The sequence below is a fragment of the Microbacterium sp. genome, assembly GCF_031180975.1.
Classification (GTDB): Bacteria; Actinomycetota; Actinomycetes; order Actinomycetales; family Microbacteriaceae; genus Microbacterium.
This window is the reverse complement of the sequence record NZ_JAPSLI010000001.1, coordinates 34,553-51,360: the sequence shown is the minus strand read 5'-3', so window position 1 is coordinate 51,360 and position 16,808 is coordinate 34,553. Positions and strand designations below refer to the sequence as shown.

18 protein-coding genes are annotated in these 16,808 nt (G+C 72.0%); 6 read left to right on the top strand and 12 right to left on the bottom strand.

Going from position 1 to position 16,808, the window contains the following annotated elements; translation table 11 throughout:
• Nucleotides 1-100 precede the first annotated feature (100 nt).
• Nucleotides 101-1,489, bottom strand: coding sequence for a serine/threonine-protein kinase (locus RIF65_RS00260; protein ID WP_309066569.1), 1,389 nt, complete (start codon nucleotides 1,487-1,489; stop codon nucleotides 101-103).
• A gap of 198 nt (nucleotides 1,490-1,687) precedes the next feature.
• On the opposite strand from RIF65_RS00260, the gene RIF65_RS00255 reads away from it, so the two are divergent.
• From RIF65_RS00255 to RIF65_RS00245, 3 genes are all read left to right on the top strand, one after another.
• Complete coding sequence (locus RIF65_RS00255) at nucleotides 1,688-2,194, top strand: sigma-70 family RNA polymerase sigma factor (RefSeq protein WP_309066570.1); 507 nt, start codon at nucleotides 1,688-1,690, stop codon at nucleotides 2,192-2,194.
• The gene (locus RIF65_RS00250) at nucleotides 2,191-2,892 is read left to right on the top strand and encodes an anti-sigma factor family protein (RefSeq protein WP_309066571.1); all 702 of its coding nucleotides are present in this window, start codon (nucleotides 2,191-2,193) and stop codon (nucleotides 2,890-2,892) included. Before RIF65_RS00255 ends, RIF65_RS00250 begins: the two co-directional genes overlap by 4 nt.
• A gap of 75 nt (nucleotides 2,893-2,967) precedes the next feature.
• Nucleotides 2,968-3,495 carry a COG4315 family predicted lipoprotein gene (locus RIF65_RS00245; protein ID WP_309066572.1) on the top strand — a complete coding sequence of 176 codons (528 nt, stop codon included), beginning with the start codon at nucleotides 2,968-2,970 and terminating at the stop codon, nucleotides 3,493-3,495.
• Between the two features lie 30 nt (nucleotides 3,496-3,525).
• On the opposite strand, the gene RIF65_RS00240 is transcribed toward RIF65_RS00245, so the two are convergent.
• Nucleotides 3,526-4,005, bottom strand: a complete 480-nt coding sequence (locus RIF65_RS00240) for a GNAT family N-acetyltransferase (protein WP_309066573.1) — start codon at nucleotides 4,003-4,005, stop codon at nucleotides 3,526-3,528.
• A 141-nt stretch (nucleotides 4,006-4,146) separates the two neighbouring features.
• Between RIF65_RS00240 and RIF65_RS00235 the strand changes: the two genes are divergently transcribed.
• Nucleotides 4,147-4,707 (top strand): Dps family protein, encoded by a 561-nt coding sequence (locus tag RIF65_RS00235; protein WP_309066574.1) that lies wholly within the window; start codon nucleotides 4,147-4,149, stop codon nucleotides 4,705-4,707.
• 81 nt (nucleotides 4,708-4,788) lie between these two features.
• Here RIF65_RS00235 and RIF65_RS00230 read toward each other — a convergent pair whose 3' ends face one another.
• From RIF65_RS00230 to RIF65_RS00220, 3 genes are all read right to left on the bottom strand, one after another.
• On the bottom strand, nucleotides 4,789-5,082 hold the full coding sequence (locus RIF65_RS00230; RefSeq protein WP_309066575.1) for a Fe-S cluster assembly protein HesB: 294 nt from the start codon (nucleotides 5,080-5,082) through the stop codon (nucleotides 4,789-4,791).
• A 156-nt stretch (nucleotides 5,083-5,238) separates the two neighbouring features.
• Nucleotides 5,239-5,730, bottom strand: a complete 492-nt coding sequence (locus tag RIF65_RS00225) for a DUF6328 family protein (protein WP_309066576.1) — start codon at nucleotides 5,728-5,730, stop codon at nucleotides 5,239-5,241.
• The gene (locus tag RIF65_RS00220; protein WP_309066577.1) at nucleotides 5,727-6,305 is read right to left on the bottom strand and encodes a carboxymuconolactone decarboxylase family protein; all 579 of its coding nucleotides are present in this window, start codon (nucleotides 6,303-6,305) and stop codon (nucleotides 5,727-5,729) included. The genes RIF65_RS00225 and RIF65_RS00220 overlap by 4 nt, the downstream gene beginning before the upstream one ends.
• A gap of 88 nt (nucleotides 6,306-6,393) precedes the next feature.
• Between RIF65_RS00220 and RIF65_RS00215 the strand changes: the two genes are divergently transcribed.
• A complete protein-coding gene (locus RIF65_RS00215) occupies nucleotides 6,394-6,549 on the top strand; it encodes a hypothetical protein (protein ID WP_309066578.1) in 156 nt (51 codons plus the stop codon).
• Nucleotides 6,550-6,599: 50 nt separating this feature from the next.
• On the opposite strand, the gene RIF65_RS00210 is transcribed toward RIF65_RS00215, so the two are convergent.
• On the bottom strand, nucleotides 6,600-8,072 hold the full coding sequence (locus RIF65_RS00210; RefSeq protein WP_309066579.1) for an MDR family MFS transporter: 1,473 nt from the start codon (nucleotides 8,070-8,072) through the stop codon (nucleotides 6,600-6,602).
• 159 nt (nucleotides 8,073-8,231) lie between these two features.
• On the opposite strand from RIF65_RS00210, the gene RIF65_RS00205 reads away from it, so the two are divergent.
• Nucleotides 8,232-10,124, top strand: a complete 1,893-nt coding sequence (locus RIF65_RS00205) for an ABC transporter ATP-binding protein (RefSeq protein ID WP_375142111.1) — start codon at nucleotides 8,232-8,234, stop codon at nucleotides 10,122-10,124.
• Nucleotides 10,125-10,136: 12 nt separating this feature from the next.
• On the opposite strand, the gene RIF65_RS00200 is transcribed toward RIF65_RS00205, so the two are convergent.
• The 6 genes from RIF65_RS00200 to nadA all read right to left on the bottom strand — a co-directional run bounded on the left by RIF65_RS00200 (nucleotide 10,137) and on the right by nadA (nucleotide 16,754).
• Nucleotides 10,137-10,907, bottom strand: coding sequence for an SDR family NAD(P)-dependent oxidoreductase (locus RIF65_RS00200; protein WP_309066580.1), 771 nt, complete (start codon nucleotides 10,905-10,907; stop codon nucleotides 10,137-10,139).
• Between the two features lie 4 nt (nucleotides 10,908-10,911).
• A complete protein-coding gene (locus tag RIF65_RS00195) occupies nucleotides 10,912-11,856 on the bottom strand; it encodes a glycosyltransferase family 2 protein (RefSeq protein ID WP_309066581.1) in 945 nt (314 codons plus the stop codon).
• Between the two features lie 72 nt (nucleotides 11,857-11,928).
• Nucleotides 11,929-13,056: a cysteine desulfurase family protein gene (locus tag RIF65_RS00190; RefSeq protein ID WP_309066616.1), complete on the bottom strand. Its 1,128-nt coding sequence runs from the start codon at nucleotides 13,054-13,056 to the stop codon at nucleotides 11,929-11,931.
• Between the two features lie 13 nt (nucleotides 13,057-13,069).
• On the bottom strand, nucleotides 13,070-13,921 hold the full coding sequence (gene nadC / locus RIF65_RS00185; RefSeq protein ID WP_309066582.1) for a carboxylating nicotinate-nucleotide diphosphorylase: 852 nt from the start codon (nucleotides 13,919-13,921) through the stop codon (nucleotides 13,070-13,072).
• A complete protein-coding gene (nadB, locus tag RIF65_RS00180; protein WP_309066583.1) occupies nucleotides 13,918-15,453 on the bottom strand; it encodes an L-aspartate oxidase in 1,536 nt (511 codons plus the stop codon). The genes nadC and nadB overlap by 4 nt, the downstream gene beginning before the upstream one ends.
• On the bottom strand, nucleotides 15,450-16,754 hold the full coding sequence (nadA, locus tag RIF65_RS00175; protein WP_309066584.1) for a quinolinate synthase NadA: 1,305 nt from the start codon (nucleotides 16,752-16,754) through the stop codon (nucleotides 15,450-15,452). The genes nadB and nadA overlap by 4 nt, the downstream gene beginning before the upstream one ends.
• Between the last annotated feature and the right edge of the window lie 54 nt (nucleotides 16,755-16,808).

Below are 16,808 nucleotides of genomic sequence, written 5' to 3'. Positions count from 1 at the left end.
TCTGCCATTCGCGGGGCGACGCCGGACGCGACAGCCCCCTCCTTCTCACGATGGAGCCCGCCCGAAAGTTCACTCTCGGCACCGCAGCGTGGCGAGCGGTTCAGCCGCCGCCGTTGCCCTTGCCGGACTTCTGCTTCTCCTCGGCGGCCTTTTCGGCCTGCTTCTGGGCTTCCTCCGCCTTCTTCCGCTGCTCTTCGGCGGCCTTCTCGGCCTGCTTCGCCTGCTCCTCGGCGGCCTTCGCGGCCTCCTTCTCGTTCTGCTGGGGCGCGTCGTCATCCTGCTCGCCGCCGTCCTCCTGGGAGTCGTCGTCGGAGGTGTCGACCGCCGGAGCCTGTTCGACGGGCGCCGAGGGCGCCACCACCGGAGGAACGCTGCTGACCGGCTCGGGCGTGCCGTCGCCCAGCGAACTGGCCCACACCACCGCCGCGATCAGCGCCGCCGCCGACCCCGTCCCGAGCGCGGCGAGCACGCGCAGACGCCCGCCCGCCCGCCGCGGCCGGGCGTTCGCCGTCGGCACCGGAGGCATCACGAGCGTCCGCGTACCGCCGTCGTCGCCTCCGGCGGTGACCTCCGAACTGTTCGCGGAGACCAGCGACGCCCCCGCTGCGGCGCCGGGCGCCGCTGATCCGCCGCTCCACGGCTGCGTGTCGCCCTCCGGCCTCAGCGGCCGCACCGCGGACGCCACCTCGAGGGCGGTGGGGCGCAGCACGGGGTCCAACGACGTCATCCGCCGCAGCAGCGCCGCCCAGCGGGGGTCGAGACCGTCCGGGATGTCCGGCGGCAGCGTCTGCCGCGCGGCGATGGCCTCGGCCGGGGTCGCGTTCGAGAAGGGGCGCTTGCCCGTGAAGGCCTCCAGCAGGACCACGCCGAGCGCGAAGATGTCCGCCGCAGGGGCGGGGGCCGCGCCGCGCGCTTGCTCCGGGGCGACGTACGCGGGGGTGCCGAGCACCATGCCCGGGGACGTCATCCGTGCCCCGTCCAACAGCTGTGCGATGCCGAAGTCGGCCAGCTTCGCGCGGAACGGGTGCGACGGGAACCCGGTCGGTGCGAGCAGCACGTTGGACGGCTTGATGTCGCGGTGCACCACGCCCGCACTGTGCACGGCGTGCAGCGCCTCCGCGAGGTCGCCCGCGAGGGAGGCGACCTCGGTGGGCGTCAGGGGGCCCTCGTCCAGCCGCTCCCGCAGGCTCGGGCCGTCGACGTACTCCATCACCAGGTACTCCGGGCCGCCCTCCACGACCCTGGCGTCGAGCAGCGTGACCAGGCCGGGATGGTTCAGCGATGCCAGCACCGACATCTCCCGGCGGGTGCGCGCCCCGGCACCCGGCCCCTCGGTCCCGGAGCGCATGATCTTGATCGCGACCGTGCGGTCGAGCATGAGGTCCTCGGCCCGGTGCACGACCGCCATGCCGCCCCGGCCGATGCACTCCCCGAGTCGGTAGCGTCCTTCGAGCAGTGCTTCGGTGGGTGTCTCGTCAAGCGTCGGCATCGTCGTCTCTTCTCCGCCCCGCGCTCGGGTGCGCCGGTGAGGTGCTTTCGACATTAGAGGCGCTCCGGCACACTGTCGGGGGGCTTGACGAATCCCGCCGCAGCGCACTCGGACGGGTCCATACTCGGAACGAGCGTGCCGTCCGGCGGGAATGAACCCTCGGGGCGCCGCTCCCGTGTCCTGAGCAGGAGGTGACGGATGCCGGATGACGATGCTGCGCGGCTGGGCGCGCTCTACGATGCCCACGCGGGACCGATCTGGCGTTACGTCGTGCATCTCACCGGCGACAGAGCGGCCGCCGACGACGTGGTCCAGGAGACGCTCCTGCGCGCGTGGCGCACTCCCCGGATCCTGGCGGACGAGCCGGAGGCCACCCGCTCCTGGATGTACACCGTCGCCAGACACCTCGTGATCGACGAGGCGCGCAGCGCCCGCCACCAGCGCGAGATCACCGTGCCGGAGACGCCGGACGGGCCGGTGCGGGACGCCACGGACGCGCTGTTCGACGCCATGCTCATCGAGGAAGCGCTGGCGGTGCTGTCGCCGGCGCACCGGGATGTGGTGGTGCGGGCCTACTACCGCGGCCTCAGCGTCGCGGAGATCGCGCAGGACCTCACCGTCCCCGAAGGAACCGTCAAGTCGCGGCTGCACTACGGGCTCAGGGCGCTGCGACTGGCGCTGCAGGAGAGGGGAGTGACGCGATGACCGACGACCACGCCCGCTTCGCGCAGTGGGACGCCGCATACGTGCTCGGCGCGCTGAGCGCCGCCGACCGCGTGCGCTACGAGGCCCACCTCGCGCAGTGCGACCGGTGTCGCACCGCGATCGCCGAACTCGCACCCATCCCCGGCCTGCTCTCGCGGGTGCCCGCCGACCGCCTGGACGAGGCCGCAGCGCCGGTCGGCGCCGCCCCCGATCCCGCACGTCGCGCCGACATCATCCGCATCGGGCGGGCGCGTGCGCGCCGAAGTCGGCGGATGCGCCGCATCGCCGCACTCGGGGTGGCCGCAGCGGTGATCGCCGCGGTACTCATCGTGCCGGTGATGCGCTCGCTCTCGCCGGACGACTCCCTGACCGTGGCACTGGAGCCGGTCGCGGACCGCCCGCTGTCGGCATCCGTCCGGCTGGAGGATGTCGCCTGGGGCACCCGCATCGACATGACCTGCCGGTACGAGGACGCCGCCGACGCGCCCGCGGACGGGTGGACGTATCTGCTCGTCGTGGTGGGTGAGGACGGCTCGGAGACCACACTGTCGAGCTGGCGGGCGTTCCCGGAGTCCACCGCGACGGTGAGCGCGGGCACGGCGCTCCGCGCCGACGAGATCGATCGGCTGGAGGTCAGGGCGGCCAGGACCGGCGACGTCCTGCTGTCCGGTGACCCCGAGGACTCCGCTCCGAGGTGAACCCGCGCGCAGCCGCGCTCGTGTCCACGATGACCGCGTTCCGTCCGGAGCCGGCATCACGACAGGAGGCTCGACATGCATTCGAAGATCAGGGGCGCTCTGATCGGCACCGCGCTCGTGCTCACGCTCGGCCTGGCCGGCTGCTCCTCGCCGTCGCCCGGAGGCGGGGGAGGCGGCGACGAGGCGGTCGACCCGTACGGAGCTCCGCCCGCTGAGCAGGAGAGCCCCTCCGAAGAGACGCCCGCCGGTGACGTCGCACTCATGACGGCCGATTCGTCGCTCGGTGAGATCGTCGTAGACGGGGAGGGCATGACGGTCTACATGTTCGACAAGGACACCCAGGGTGCGGACAAGAGCGCCTGCGAGGGGGAGTGCCTGCAGAACTGGCCGGTGGTGACCGTCGACAGCGAGTCGCCGGAGGTGGAGGGTGTCACCGGAGAGGTCGGCACGATCGCCGGCCCTGACGGCGAGATGCAGCTGACGCTGAACGGCTGGCCGCTGTACTACTTCGCGGGCGACTCCGCGGCGGGCGACGTGAAGGGGCAGGGCGTGAACGACGTCTGGTGGGTGCTCTCACCCGACGGGGAGCGCATGGCGGAATGACCCACCGCGAGGGCGCGGGGCCCGGGCGGGTCAGCGCAGCCGCTTGCGCATGAACACCTGCTCGGTGCCGTCGCCCTGCGGCACCCGTTCGGTCTGCCGGTAGCCGCACCGCTCGTACAGTCGGATGTTCGCCTCGCTGAGGCTGCCGGTGAACAGTTCGGCCTCCGTGGCGCGCGTGCCGTTCTCGGCGGCCTCCAGCAGCATCCGGCCGATGCCCTCGCCCTGCATGTCGGGCGCGATCGCGATGCGGCCGATGAGCAGCAGACCGTCCGACTGCTGGGCGCGGAGCGCACCCACCAGCCGGCCGTCCACGCGCGCCACCCAGCCGATGCAGTCCGCGAGCTCCGCCCGAACCTCGTCGAGCGTCTGCGTGAGCGGCGGCATGTCGGCGGTGCCGTAGATCTGCGCCTCGGACACGAACGCGGCGCGCTGCAGGGTCATCACCTCGCCGGCATCCTCCACGCGGATGGGGCTGATCTCGACCTGCGGGTGCCCGTCGGCGTCCGTCATGTGCTGCTCCTCTCGTCGCACGCCACCCTGCGCAATGGCCGCGCGGGCTGTCAACCCCCTGCGGGGGCGCTCGGCCGCACCGATACGGTCTGGGACGAACCACCCCGCGCCGCATCGGCGGCGCACGACGAGGAGGCCAGCATGGCAGAAGCGAAGAAGTCGACCACGACCAAGGGTGCGGCCAAGGGCGGCGCGAGCACGTCCGCCGCCAAGACCACGCGGCGGCAGAACGCCGAGAAGGGGTTCACCGCCTCCGCGCAGCTCACCGGCAACCTGCAGGCGGTGCTCGTCGACCTGATCGAACTCTCCCTGCAGGGCAAGCAGGCGCACTGGAACGTCGTCGGTCGGAACTTCCGCGACACCCATCGTCAGTTGGACGAGATCATCGAGGCCGCTCGTGCCTTCGCCGACACCGTCGCGGAGCGGATGCGGGCACTGCACGCCGTGCCGGACGGGCGCAGCGACACGATCGCTGAGACCACCACCCTGCCGCCCTTCCCGACGGGCGAGGTCTCCACGCAGGACACCGTGGACCTCGTCACGCAGCGGCTCGAGGCGGCCGTCGCCACCATGCGGAAGGTGCACGACGAGGTGGACGAGGAGGATCCCACCTCCGCCGACATCCTGCACGCAGTGATCGAGAAGCTCGAGCAGTTCGCCTGGATGGTGAGCGCAGAGAACCGCACCCCGTCGGGGCGCTGACCCGCACACGCGAGGAGCCGCCGCGGTCCTGTCGGATCGCGGCGGCTCCTGTGCGTGCGGACGGCGCCGAGCGGATGCCGGTCAGGCCGGCTGCGGCAGCAGCGTGAACGACACGGCGCCCTGCTCGTCCACCGCGGCGTCGAGCGTCTTGTCGGCCAGCGCCTCGGAGGCTGCCTGCTCGAGGAAGACCCGCAGGTCGGCATCCTCGAGCACGGCGTCGCCCGGTTCGGGAGTGGGGGCGACGGTCACCGCGAAGCGGGGCGCGTCGGTCTCCCCTGCGGACGTGTGGATGCGCAGACCGGCATCCGGCTGCGTGCTCTGCTGGGCGACGATGGTCGTCGCGATCATGGCGGCGTTCTCGGTCAGGGTGAGCATGGGACTCTCCTTCCGTGGCGGACACCGCACCGTCCGGCGCGATGTCCGGGCCACGATTCCGAACATGCCGCCGAGGTTCAACCCCGGCTCGCGGTCTGTGAGGCCATTCACACCTGACGCTTGCGAACCTCCCAGCGCGCACAGCCGTCGACGGCGTCAGGAATCGGAATTCGCGCGCCACCGCAGGATCAGCGGCAGCAGCAGCCACAGCGCCACCACGAGCACGAGACCACCGGCCCCGGCGATCATCGCCACGGTGCGCGAGAGCGTGACGTCCAGGATCAGCATCGTCACTCCCACGGTGACCGCCCCGATCACCACCAGATTCGCCTTGACGAGACGGTCGGCGACCCTGACCAGCTCCGGCTTGAGGCGCTGCGCGAACAGGAACCGGTGCAGGCCGACCGGGGCGAGGGCGAGGACGGTGGCCGTCGCCGCGAGCAGCACGAGCAGCACGTACAGCGTGCGCTGGAACCCGTCGAGCTCGGCGAACAGCGGCTGGAAAGCGACCGCCAGCAGGAAGCCGGTGAGGATCTGCGTACCGGTCTGCATGACGCGCAGCTCCTGCATCAGCTCGTCCCAGTTGCGGTCGGCGCGCTCCTCCCTCGTCTCGTCGCGCCCGTCCGGGCGGTGATCCGGCCCCCTCATCGGCTCACCGCCGCCTTCCGCAGCGCGGCGCCCAGCGCGGGCTCCATGCCCGGCACGTCCTCCAGCGGCACGTTCAGGGCCAGCAGCGCCCGGCTGAAGTAGTTGCGCGCCGCGGCGGCGAGCGTGATGTCGACGATCTGCCGGTCGTCGTAGCCGTGCGCCCGCAGTTCCTCGGTGTCGGCATCCGTCATGGTGGCGGCGTCGCCGGAGAGGCGCGCGGCGTAGCGGATGACCGACTGCTCGGCCGGCGTGAACGCACTGTCGTCACCGTCGGCGAACGCGTGCAGGCCCGCCTCGTCGACCACGTCGGCGCGCAGCGACTTGCGGCCGTGGGCGAGCAGGCAGTGCGTGGAGCCGATCGCGCGGGCCGCTCCCAGCGTGGCCGCCTCGTACACGCGGATGCCGATGGACGGCACGATCGCGCGGATGAGCGACTCGAAGGCGTGGTACGCCTCGGGGTTCACCGCCATCGCCTGGGTGTGCCCGTACACGACCCCGTCCGCATCCCGGTCGGCGGCGTACATCCGCGCCGCCTCGCCGGTGGCCGTGTCGACGTCAGGAGGAGTGATGATCATGTCTCGGGACGGTACTCCCGCGCGGTTCGGGATGGCTAGGGCTTGCATCGGTGGCCCCCTGCTCGCTAGGGCGGCGTACGATCGAGGGATGACCGAATCCGTCACCCCGCAGACCGGAACCGTGCTCACTCCGCCGCCGGGACTCGAGTTGCTGTCGGCGCCTGGAGCGGATGCCGGCATGTGCGTGGACGGCGTGTGCGCCGTGCCTGCCCCCGAGCGGGACCGCGAGTCCGAGCAGGGCTGAGACGACGAAGCGCCCCGCCGAGAGGCGAGGCGCTTCGCGCACGCAGCGTGTCAGTGCGCGGCGTGACCCGGGTGCTCGGCGTGGTCCTCCGGCTTGCGGATCAGGAATGCGCCGACGATCGTGACGGTCGCGATGACCGCCGCGATCGTGATGGACGTCCGGGTGGCGGCCGCCACCGCCTCAGGCACCTGCGTGCCGCCGCCGGTGTTGCTGACCGCCGTGAACGCGGCCATGATCACCGCGATGCCGGCCGCACCGGCCACCTGCTGGATCGTGCCGATCACCGCGCTGCCGTACGAGTAGAACTTGGGCGTGAGCGACGCCAGTGACGCGGTGAACAGCGGCGTGAACGACAGGGCGAGCCCGACGGACAGCAGCGTCTGCGCCACCAGCACCAGCCAGACGGAGCTGTGCACGGTGAGGGTGGTGACCAGCCACAGCATCCCGGCGGCCAGGAACGCACCGGGGATGAGCAGGATGCGCGTGCCGTGCTTGTCGTAGATGCGGCCGATGACCGGGCCGAGCAGACCCATCGCGAGGGCGCCGGGCAGCACCACGAGTCCGGCATCCACCGCCTTCATCTCGAGCGCGTCCTGCAGGTACAGCGGGATCACGGTGATGCTGCCGAAGAACGCCATCGACAACAGGAACATCTGCACCATCGACAGGGTGAAGTCCTTCGACCGGAAGATCCGCAGATCCAGCAGCGCGTCGTCCTCACGCTGGAGCACGACCTGGCGCCACAGGAACAGGCCGAGCGCGACGACGCCCACCGCGAGCGCGACGGCCAGCGGCGCCCAGCTGATGCCCTCGCCCATGCTGCCGATCTGGCTCAGTCCGTACACGATGCCGCCGAACCCGAAGGCCGACAGGATGATGGAGAGCACGTCGATGGGCGCGTGGGTGGTCTCGCCCACGTCGGTCAGCCAGCGCCAGCCGATGAACATCGCCACCAGCGCGATCGGCAGCACGACCACGAAGATGGCGCGCCAGCCGAACGTGTCGAGCAGGAAGCCGGACATGGTCGGACCGATCGCGGGCGCCAGCGAGATCACCACGCTCACCCGGCCCATCATCCGGCCGCGCGAGGCCGGCGGCACCAGGTTCATAATGGTGGTCATCAGCAGCGGCATCATGATCGCGGTGCCTGAGGCCTGCACGATGCGCGCGGCGAGCAGCATCGGGAACCCGATCGCGAGCGCGGCGATCAGCGTGCCTGACGAGAACAGCACCAGGGCGGCGAGGAACATCTGTCGCGTCGTGAAGCGGCGCAGCAGGAAGCCGGTGGTGGGGATCACCACCGCCATGGTGAGCATGAACGCGCTGGTCACCCACTGCGCGGCGATCGGCGTGATGCCGAGATCGGTGATGAGGTGCGGGATCGCCATGCCCATCGTCGTCTCGTTGAGGATCGCGACGAACGCGGCGGTCAGCAGCACCCAGATGACCGCCATGTCCTTGCGCGGGATGATGCCGTTGTCGCGCGCGACTGTGGGCGAGGGACCGGTGTGGACAGCAGACATGGGTCTCCTCCGAGGAAAGTGTTGGGATGCGGCGCAGCGTTACAGCGTAACCGCAGCCGCGTGCGTTTGATTCCCTCCTCCGGGTGAATTCTCGTTCGACGACGGGGGAACCGCGATGTCGCCCCCGCGCATTAGCCTGGCGGGATGAGCATGGGCGGCATGGGCGGCATGGGCGGAGGGCGCGGCGGGTTCCGCGGCGTCGACGAGCAGACGCAGCGCCGGCTCAACGCGCAGGCCCCGCGCGTGCCAGGACTCGGGCGCCGCGTCGTGGCGCTGTTCCGCCCCTACCGTTGGCGGCTCGCCCTGACAGCGCTGCTCGTCGTGATCGGCGCGGGGCTGGCGGTCATCCCGCCGCTGCTCGTGCAACGCATCTTCGATCACGCGCTGTTCCCGCTCGACGGCGGGCCACCGCAGATCGGTCTGCTGACCACGCTCGTGGGTGCCATGATCGGCCTGTTCCTGCTCTCCGCGGCGGTGGGCGTCGCCCAGACCTGGCTCACCTCGACCGTCGGCAACGAGGTCACCGGCGACCTGCGGGTGCGGCTCTTCGAGCACCTGCAGGCCATGGAGCTGGGCTTCTTCACCCGCACCAAGACCGGCGTGATCCAGTCCCGGCTGCAGAACGACGTCGGCGGTGTGTCCGGCGTGCTGACCAACACGGTCACCAGCATCCTCGGCAACACCGTCACCGTGATCGCCTCTCTGGTCGCCATGCTGCTGATCGACGTGCGGCTGACGCTCATCGCGATCGTGATGATGCCGGTGCTGGTCCTCGTGCAGCGGCGCGTCGGGCAGGTGCGCGCGCGGATCGCCGCTGAGACGCAGGAGTCGCTGTCCGAGCTGACCAGCATCACGCATGAGACGCTGAGCGTGTCCGGCATCCTGCTGTCCAAGTCGTTCAACCGGCAGCGCACCGAGTCCGCGCGCTACCAGCGCGAGAACGACAACCAGGTGCGACTGCAGGTGCGCAGGGCGATGAGCGGCCAGGGGTTCTTCGCCGTCGTCCAGGTGATCATGTCCAGCGTGCCGGCCGTGGTGTACCTCGTCGCCGGTCTGCTCATCACCGGCGGCACGGGTGAGATCACCGCCGGCGCCATCGTCGCGTTCACCACCGTGCAGGCGCGGCTGCTCATGCCGCTGATGGGGCTGATGCGCGTCGCGCTCGACCTGCAGACCTCCCGTGCGCTGTTCGCGCGGATCTTCGAGTACCTGGATCTCGTGCCGCAGATCAGCGACGCCGCGGACGCGATCGACGTCGCCGACGCACCCGGCCCACGAGGTCAGGTCGCGTTCGAAGACGTCGTGTTCCGCTATCCCGATGCCGCCGGCGACAGCCGCCCGACGCTCGACGGCGTCTCGTTCGTGGCAGAGCCGGGCAGTCACGTCGCGTTCGTCGGCCCGTCCGGTGCCGGCAAGACGACGATCCTCTACCTGGCCCCGCGGCTGTACGAGGCCAGTGCGGGCACCGTGCGGTTCGCCGGCGCTGATGTCCGCACGCTGCGGCAGGAGTCGATCATCGACGACATCGGGATCGTGTCGCAGGAGACGTACCTGTTCCACGCCACGATCCGCGAGAACCTGCGGTACGCCAAGCCCGAGGCGACGGATGCCGAGCTGGAGGCCGCCTGCCGCGCGGCGAACATCCATCACGTGATCGCCGGTTTCGAGCACGGCTACGACACCGTGGTCGGCGAGCGCGGCTACCGTCTTTCCGGGGGCGAGAAGCAGCGCATCGCGATCGCGCGGGTGCTGCTGAAGGATCCCCCCGTGCTGCTGCTCGACGAGGCGACCTCGGCGCTGGACACCGTGTCCGAGCGGCTGGTGCAGGACGCGCTGGATGCGGCGGCGAAGGGTCGGACGACGCTCACGATCGCGCACCGGCTGTCCACGGTGATCGGCGCCGACGTCATCCATGTCGTCGAGGCGGGCCGGATCGTCGAATCGGGGACGCACGCCGAGCTGCTCGCGGCGGGTGGGCTGTACGCCGCGCTCGCCGCGGAGCAGATGGCCGCCAGCCGAGTGCTCGACGCGGAAGAGGAGGTCGCGCCGTAACCGGCCGCCCGCTCAGTGCACCGACATCCCGCCGTCGATGAACAGCGACTGCCCGGTGACGAACGAGGACGACGGACTGGCCAGGAACACGGCGGCGCCGGCGAAATCCTCGGGCAGGCCGTTGCGGCCGATCATGGTCCGCGCCGCCAGCGCCGCCACCTGGTCGGGGTCCTCCTGCAGCCGGGCGTTCAGCGGCGTGAGCACGAAGCCCGGCACCAGCGCGTTGCTTGTCACGCCCGTGCCTCCCCACGCCTCGGCCTCGGAGCGCACCAGCGATTCGACCGCCCCCTTCGACACTCCGTACACGCCGCTGCCCACGAAAGCCCGGTGCGCCTGCTGCGAGCTGATGTGCAGCAGCCGCCCGAACCCGCGCTCGGCCATGCCGGGCGCGTAACGCTTCCCGAGCAGGAACGGCGCGAGCGCGTTCACGGTCATCGTGTCATGCCAGTCCTGCTCGGTGATCTCCGCGTACGGCGGGCGGATGTTGATCCCGGCCGAGTTCACCAGGATGTCGGGTTCGCCGAACGGCTCGGTCGCGTCCTCGGCGAGGCGGCGGATGCCGTCGGCGGACGACAGATCGCCGGTGACGCCGGCGGCACGGCATCCGGCATCCGTCAGCTCCCGCACCGTCTCGTCGACGCGGTCGCGGCCGCGGGCGACGACCACAGTGGCGGCACCCGCCTGGGCGAGCGCGGTGGCGATGCCACGGCCGATGCCGGAGCTGCCGCCGGTGACGACCGCGGTGCGGCCCTGGAGGGAGAAGAGCGAGTCGAGGTAGGTCATGTGGTCACCATTCCAGGGCCGCGGCGAGCGACGGATCGGGGGCTGTCGCGGAGAACTCCGGCAACGCGTGCAGCTCGTCGACGAACGCCGCCAGCGCGGCACGGTACGCCGGGTCGGGGTGGGTGTCGGCGATCCGCTGCAGCGGGGGCAGGTCCATCGCGAGGATGAGATCGAGGCGGGCGACGACGGCGTCCGCGCATCCGGCCGCCTCGAGCACACGGATGCCGCCGCGCAGCGCCGCCAGGTAGTCGCGCAGCACGGGCAGGGTGCCCCTGCCCTGCGTGATCGACGTGCCGTCCGGGCGCACCCGCCACCGCACCACGACGTCGGGGATCAGGTCGAACGTCGCGGCGCGCGTGTACATCAGCTGGGCGACGATCTGGTCCTCGTAGGCCACGCCCTCGGGGAACCGCAGGTCGTCCCAAAAGCCGGTGCGGCTCAGCTTCGACCAGGCGACGATGTTCGCCGACGCGTGCGGACGCTGCACCAGGGTGGTGCCGAGGGCACGCGGCGACGTCGCCCGTTCCACCCACGGCTGCACGCGGCCGGGTCGGTACCTGCCGTCGACCAGCCGGGTGCGGACGTACGCTCCGGCGACGAAGTCGCTGCCGGACTCCTCCAGAGCGCGCGTCCACCGTGCGATGGCGTCGGGGGTGAGCTCGTCGTCGGCGTCCAGGAAGCCCAGGAACGGAGTGTCGACCAGTTCGAGTCCGGCGTTGCGCGCGCCGCCGAGGCCGCGGGCCTCACGGTGATGCAGCACGGTGAAGCGGGAGTCCTCCGCGGCCGCACGTTCGAAGACCGCCCGGGTGTCGTCGGCCGAGCCGTCGTCGATGAGCACGGCCCGCCAGCGCTGCTCGGTCTGCGCCTGCAGCGATGCCAGGGCTGCAGGAACGTAGCCGGCCACGTCCCGCCCCGGCACGATCATGGTCACGAGGGGCGCTGCGGTCACCAGCCGAGTCTATTGGGGCGCCGGCGGCGGCATCCGCTGGCCGCCTTCGACAGCCGCGCGCGTCCGGCGGCGTCACGCGGCGACGGCGCGCACGGCATCCGCCACCAGAGCGGCGAGCCGAGCGCCGAGGCCGGCGGGCGGCGGGGTGCGGTCGAACGTGAACCGGACGGCGGTCTGCGCGACGGCCGCGGGGATGCCGAGCGCGAGCAGCACGGGGGAGGGCTCGTCGCTGCCCGCAGCACACGCCGACCCGCTGGAGGAGACCACGCCGCGGCGCTCGAGCTCCAGCAGCACCGCCTCGCCGGACGTCCCGGCGAACGTGAAGCTCGCCACACCGGGCAGGCGGGAGGTGGGCGACCCGGTGAGTGCGGAGCCCGGCACCGTCCGCAGCACCTCGGCGATGAACGCGCGCACCTCTTCGCCGACGGATGCCGCGGCCGCGGCGCGTTCGGTGTCGGCGAGCGTCACGGCCGCCGCGAGTGCCACCGCGCCTGCCACGTTCTCGGTGCCGCTGCGGCGACCGCGCTCCTGCCCGCCGCCGTGCAGCAGCGGCTCGATGGGGATCCGCGAACGCACGCCGAGCGCGCCGGTGCCCTTCGGCGCTCCCAGCTTGTGCCCGGCGATCGACACCGCGTCCGCCTGCAGGCCGGCGAGGTCCACCCACCCGGCGGACTGCACGGCGTCGACGTGCACCGGCACACCGCGGTCGCGGGCGACGGCGATGACCGCTGCCGCGTCCTGCACGGTGCCGATCTCGTTGTTGGCGTGCGCGAAGCTGACCAGCGCGGTGTCGTCGGTGATCGCGTCCGACAGGGTGGTGGGGTCGACGGCGCCGTGCGCGTCCACGGGCAGCAGCGTCGTGTCGACGCCGTGAAACCGCTGCAGGTAGGCGGCGGATTCCAGGACGGACTCGTGCTCGATCGGGGTGGTGACGAGGTGCCGTCGCTCGCCGCCGAGCACGATGCCCTTGACGGCGAGGTTGTTGGCCTCGGTGCCGCCGGAGGTGAACACCACGTCGCGGGCGCGCATGCCGAGGAACGCGGCGACCTGCGCCCTGGCGTCCTCGAGGGCGGCGGCGGCCGCCTCACCGGCGGTGTGGTGGCTGGAGGGGTTGCCGAACACGTCGGTGAGGTACGGCCGCATCGCGGCGAGCACCTCCGGGCGTACCGGGGAGGTGGCGGCGTGGTCGAGGTACAGCATGCCTGCGGGCATGTCAGCCGATCCGCACGTCGAGTCCGAGGTCGAGGGCACGCGCAGAATGGGTGAGCGCGCCGACCGAGATCACGTCGACCCCGGTCTCGGCGATCGCGCGGACCGTGTCGAGGTTCACCCCGCCGGAGGCCTCGGCCGTGGCGCCTCCGCCGATCAGAGCGACCGCCTCGCGGAGGTCGGCGAGGGAGAAATTGTCCAGCAGCACGGTGTGCGCCCCGCCGTCCAGCACCGCCGGGATCTGGTCGAGCCGGTCCACCTCGACCACGACGTGCACGGTGTGCGGCAGGCGGGTGAGGGCGTCGCGCAGCGCCGTGGCGAGGTCCTTGCCGTCCTGCTGCAGTACGGCGAGGTGGTTGTCCTTGGCCATCACGGCATCCGACAGCGAGCGGCGGTGGTTGCTGCCGCCGCCGCAGACGACGGCGTGCCGCTCGAACTCGCGCAACCCCGGCGTGGTCTTGCGGGTGTCGGCGATGCGCACCCCGGTGCCCTCGACGGCGTCGACGTAGGCCGCGGTGAGGGTGGCGATCCCGCTCATCCGCTGGGCGAAGTTCAGGGCCACGCGCTCGGCGGTGAGGATGCTGCGCGCGCTGCCGATCACGCTGGCGAGCACGTCTCCGGGCTGGAAGCGGTCGCCGTCACCGACGTGCAGATCGACCTGCACGGACGGGTCGGTGAGCGCGAACGCGGCCGCGAACACGTCGCCCCCGCTGAAGGTGCCGGCCTCGCGGGCGACGAGGTCGGCGGTCGCCGTGGCGTGCGCTGGGAGCAGCGTGCTGCTGGTGAGGTCGCCCCAGGGAGCGTCCTCCTCGAGGGCGGCGCGCACGGCGCGGTCGAGGGCGGCGGCGGTGATCATCGGGCTCCGATCAGGGCGGGTTCGGGGAGCAGGTGGTGGGCGCCGCGCGACTCGGTGCGGGCCAGGGCGGCGGATGCCATCGCGCACGCCACCGTGAGGAGGTTGGCGTCCTCCAACGTGGCACGATCGACCGCTTCCGGTGTCTCCCACCCGGAGAGCGTGCGCACTGCTTCCTCCAAACCGTCCCGGGACCGCAGCAGTCCGACGTGCTCCCACATCACCTGCTGCAGCGCGGCGCGGAGGTTCTCCCGCGCTGTGGTCGGAGCGGAGCGATGGATGCCCGAGGCGAGCTGGCATCCGGCTTGGCGGGAGCCGCCCGCAGGGCGGCGGGGGACAGTTTCACCTCGGGCATCCATCGCGGAGCGCCCGACGACGGGCTCAGGGACCGCAACGGTGAGCGACTCCACCGCACGCGCCGCGAACACCGCCCCTTCGAGCAGTGAGTTCGACGCGAGCCGGTTGGCGCCGTGCACGCCAGTGCGCGCCGTCTCGCCGACCGCCCACAGGCCCGGCAGGGACGTGCGGCCGTCGACATCGGTGACGATTCCGCCCATCAGGTAGTGCGCCGCCGGCGTCACAGGGATGGGTTCGCGCGACCAGTCCCAGCCCTGCCGCCGGGTCTCCGCGCCGATCGTCGGGAATCGACGGGCGAGCTCGGCGGCTCCCAGCATCGTGGCGTCCAGCCGCACCGGACCACCCTGCTCGGCGGCACGCCGCGCCACCGCTCGGGCGACCACGTCGCGCGGCCCCAACTCGCCGTCGGGGTGCTCGTCGAGCAGGAAGCGCCGCCCGTCGCCGTCGATGAGGGTCGCCCCGGCACCCCGCACGGCCTCGGAGACGAGGAACCCGGTGCCGGCCAGCACGGTCGGGTGGAACTGCACGAACTCCAGATCCGCGACCTCCGCGCCGGCCCGCAGTGCCATGGCGATCCCGTCGCCGGTCGTCTCCGCCGGGTTCGTGGTGTGCGCGAACAGCCGGCCGGCGCCGCCGGTGGCCAGCACGACGGCATCCGCGTCGATCTCCTCGCCGCCCAGCAGGCGGATTCCGTACACGCGCCCGCGGTCGGTGAGCAGGTCGGCGGCGAGGGCGTGCTCGCGGACCCGGATGCCGGTGGTGCGCACCCTCCGGGCGAGCGCGGCGGAGATGGCGGCGCCGGTCGCGTCGCCGCCGGCGTGCGCGATCCGCGCGCGGCTGTGCGCGGCCTCCAGGCCGCGGGCGACGGTGCCGTCCGCGGCGTGGTCGAAGGCGACACCGGCATCCTGCAGTCGGCGCAGCGCGGCGCGGGCGCCGTCCACGAGTGCGGCGATCGCCACCGGGTCTCCCAGCCCGTCGCCGGCGTGCATGGTGTCCAGGGCGTGCAGGGCGGGGGAGTCGCCCTGGCCGTACTCGCCGGCGATGCCGCCCTGCGCGTGCGGCGTGCAGCCGTCGCCGAGCGAGCCCTTCACGAGCAGCTCGACGCGGTGCCCGCGCGCGTCGGCGAGGAGCGCCGTGCTCAGCCCGCCCACTCCGCCGCCCGCGACGAGGACCTTCATCGCGGCTTCGCCGCCAGCATCCGCTCGAGGGCCGCGCGGGCCGGCTCGGCGACGTCATCGGTGACCCGGATGCGGTTCGGCGTGCGTCCGGCGACGAGCTCCTCGAGCACCCAGGCGAGGTAACCGGGGTGGATGCGGTACATCGTTGAGCACGGGCACACGACGGGGTCGAGGCAGAAGATCTCGTGCTGCGGATGCTGCGCGGCCAGGCGACGGACCAGGTTGATCTCGGTCCCGATCGCGAACACGGTCGGCTCGGTGGCCGCCTCGATCGCGCGGCGGATGTAGTCCGTCGATCCTGCCTCGTCGGCGGCGTCGACGACCTCCATCGGACACTCCGGGTGCACGATCACCCGCACGCCGGGGTGCTCGGCGCGGGCCTTGTCGATCTGGTCGACGGTGAAGCGGCGGTGCACCGAGCAGAAGCCGTGCCACAGGATGACCTGTCCGTCGCGGAGCTGCTCCGCCGACGCGCCGCCCAGCGGGCGGCGGGGGTTCCACATCGGCATCCGCTCAAGGGGGACGCCCATGGCCTTGGCGGTGTTGCGGCCGAGATGCTGGTCCGGGAAGAACAGCACCCGCCGCCCGCGCTGGAACGCCCATTCCAGTACCGTGGCGGCGTTCGAAGAGGTGCACACGATACCGCCGTGCCGGCCCACGAAGCCCTTGATGGCCGCGGACGAGTTCATGTACGTGACGGGGATCACCGGCAGCAGGCCGTCGGCGTCGGGGACGTCGAGCGGGCCGAGCACGTCCGCCAATTGCTCCCAGCAGTCCTCCACCTCGTCGATGTTCGCCATGTCGGCCATCGAGCAGCCGGCGGCGAGGTTGGGCAGGATGACGGCCTGATCCGGGCCCGACAGCAGGTCGGCGGTCTCGGCCATGAAGTGCACGCCGCAGAACACGATCGCCTCGGCCTCGGGGCGGCCCTTCGCCGCGCCGGCCAACTGGAACGAGTCGCCCACGTAGTCCGCGTGCCGCACGACCTCCTCGCGCTGATAGAAGTGCCCGAGGATGACGACGCGATCGCCGAGCGTCGCGCGGGCGGCGCGGATGCGCGCGTCCAGCTCGTCCTCGCCGGCCTCGCGGTACTCGGCGGGCAGCTCGCCCTGCCGAGGAGCGCCGACGCGGATGACGTCGCCCATCGAGGAGCCGGGGCCGTAGCCCGGTCGGGTGTCGAAGTTCCAGGGGCCGGCGGCGAGGTCGGTGGTGCAGGTGGCGTCCTCGGAGGCGCCGGCCACGATCGCCTGGATCGCGTGGTCGACCGAGGGGTCGACGGCGGGGAGTGAGAGCGTGGGCATCGGGCATCGCCTCTTCTGGTCGATCTGACACTTACTGTGCTGCTCACAGATTAT

Bases quoted from the DNA above. Each gene is read 5' to 3' on its own strand.
- RIF65_RS00240 (WP_309066573.1), bottom strand. From the start codon at position 4,005: ATGACGGACGCCGACGGGCACCCGCAGGTCGAGATCAGCCCCATCCGC.
- nadC (WP_309066582.1), bottom strand. From the start codon at position 13,921: ATGATCACCGCCGCCGCCCTCGACCGCGCCGTGCGCGCCGCCCTCGAG.
- RIF65_RS00235 (WP_309066574.1), top strand. From the start codon at position 4,147: ATGGCAGAAGCGAAGAAGTCGACCACGACCAAGGGTGCGGCCAAGGGC.
- RIF65_RS00225 (WP_309066576.1), bottom strand. From the start codon at position 5,730: ATGAGGGGGCCGGATCACCGCCCGGACGGGCGCGACGAGACGAGGGAG.
- RIF65_RS00215 (WP_309066578.1), top strand. From the start codon at position 6,394: ATGACCGAATCCGTCACCCCGCAGACCGGAACCGTGCTCACTCCGCCG.
- nadB (WP_309066583.1), bottom strand. From the start codon at position 15,453: ATGAAGGTCCTCGTCGCGGGCGGCGGAGTGGGCGGGCTGAGCACGGCG.
- RIF65_RS00205 (WP_375142111.1), top strand. From the start codon at position 8,232: ATGGGCGGCATGGGCGGAGGGCGCGGCGGGTTCCGCGGCGTCGACGAG.
- RIF65_RS00245 (WP_309066572.1), top strand. From the start codon at position 2,968: ATGCATTCGAAGATCAGGGGCGCTCTGATCGGCACCGCGCTCGTGCTC.
- RIF65_RS00210 (WP_309066579.1), bottom strand. From the start codon at position 8,072: ATGTCTGCTGTCCACACCGGTCCCTCGCCCACAGTCGCGCGCGACAAC.
- nadA (WP_309066584.1), bottom strand. From the start codon at position 16,754: ATGCCCACGCTCTCACTCCCCGCCGTCGACCCCTCGGTCGACCACGCG.
- RIF65_RS00230 (WP_309066575.1), bottom strand. From the start codon at position 5,082: ATGCTCACCCTGACCGAGAACGCCGCCATGATCGCGACGACCATCGTC.
- RIF65_RS00250 (WP_309066571.1), top strand. From the start codon at position 2,191: ATGACCGACGACCACGCCCGCTTCGCGCAGTGGGACGCCGCATACGTG.
- RIF65_RS00260 (WP_309066569.1), bottom strand. From the start codon at position 1,489: ATGCCGACGCTTGACGAGACACCCACCGAAGCACTGCTCGAAGGACGC.
- RIF65_RS00220 (WP_309066577.1), bottom strand. From the start codon at position 6,305: ATGATCATCACTCCTCCTGACGTCGACACGGCCACCGGCGAGGCGGCG.
- RIF65_RS00190 (WP_309066616.1), bottom strand. From the start codon at position 13,056: ATGCTGTACCTCGACCACGCCGCCACCTCCCCGGTACGCCCGGAGGTG.
- RIF65_RS00255 (WP_309066570.1), top strand. From the start codon at position 1,688: ATGCCGGATGACGATGCTGCGCGGCTGGGCGCGCTCTACGATGCCCAC.
- RIF65_RS00200 (WP_309066580.1), bottom strand. From the start codon at position 10,907: ATGACCTACCTCGACTCGCTCTTCTCCCTCCAGGGCCGCACCGCGGTC.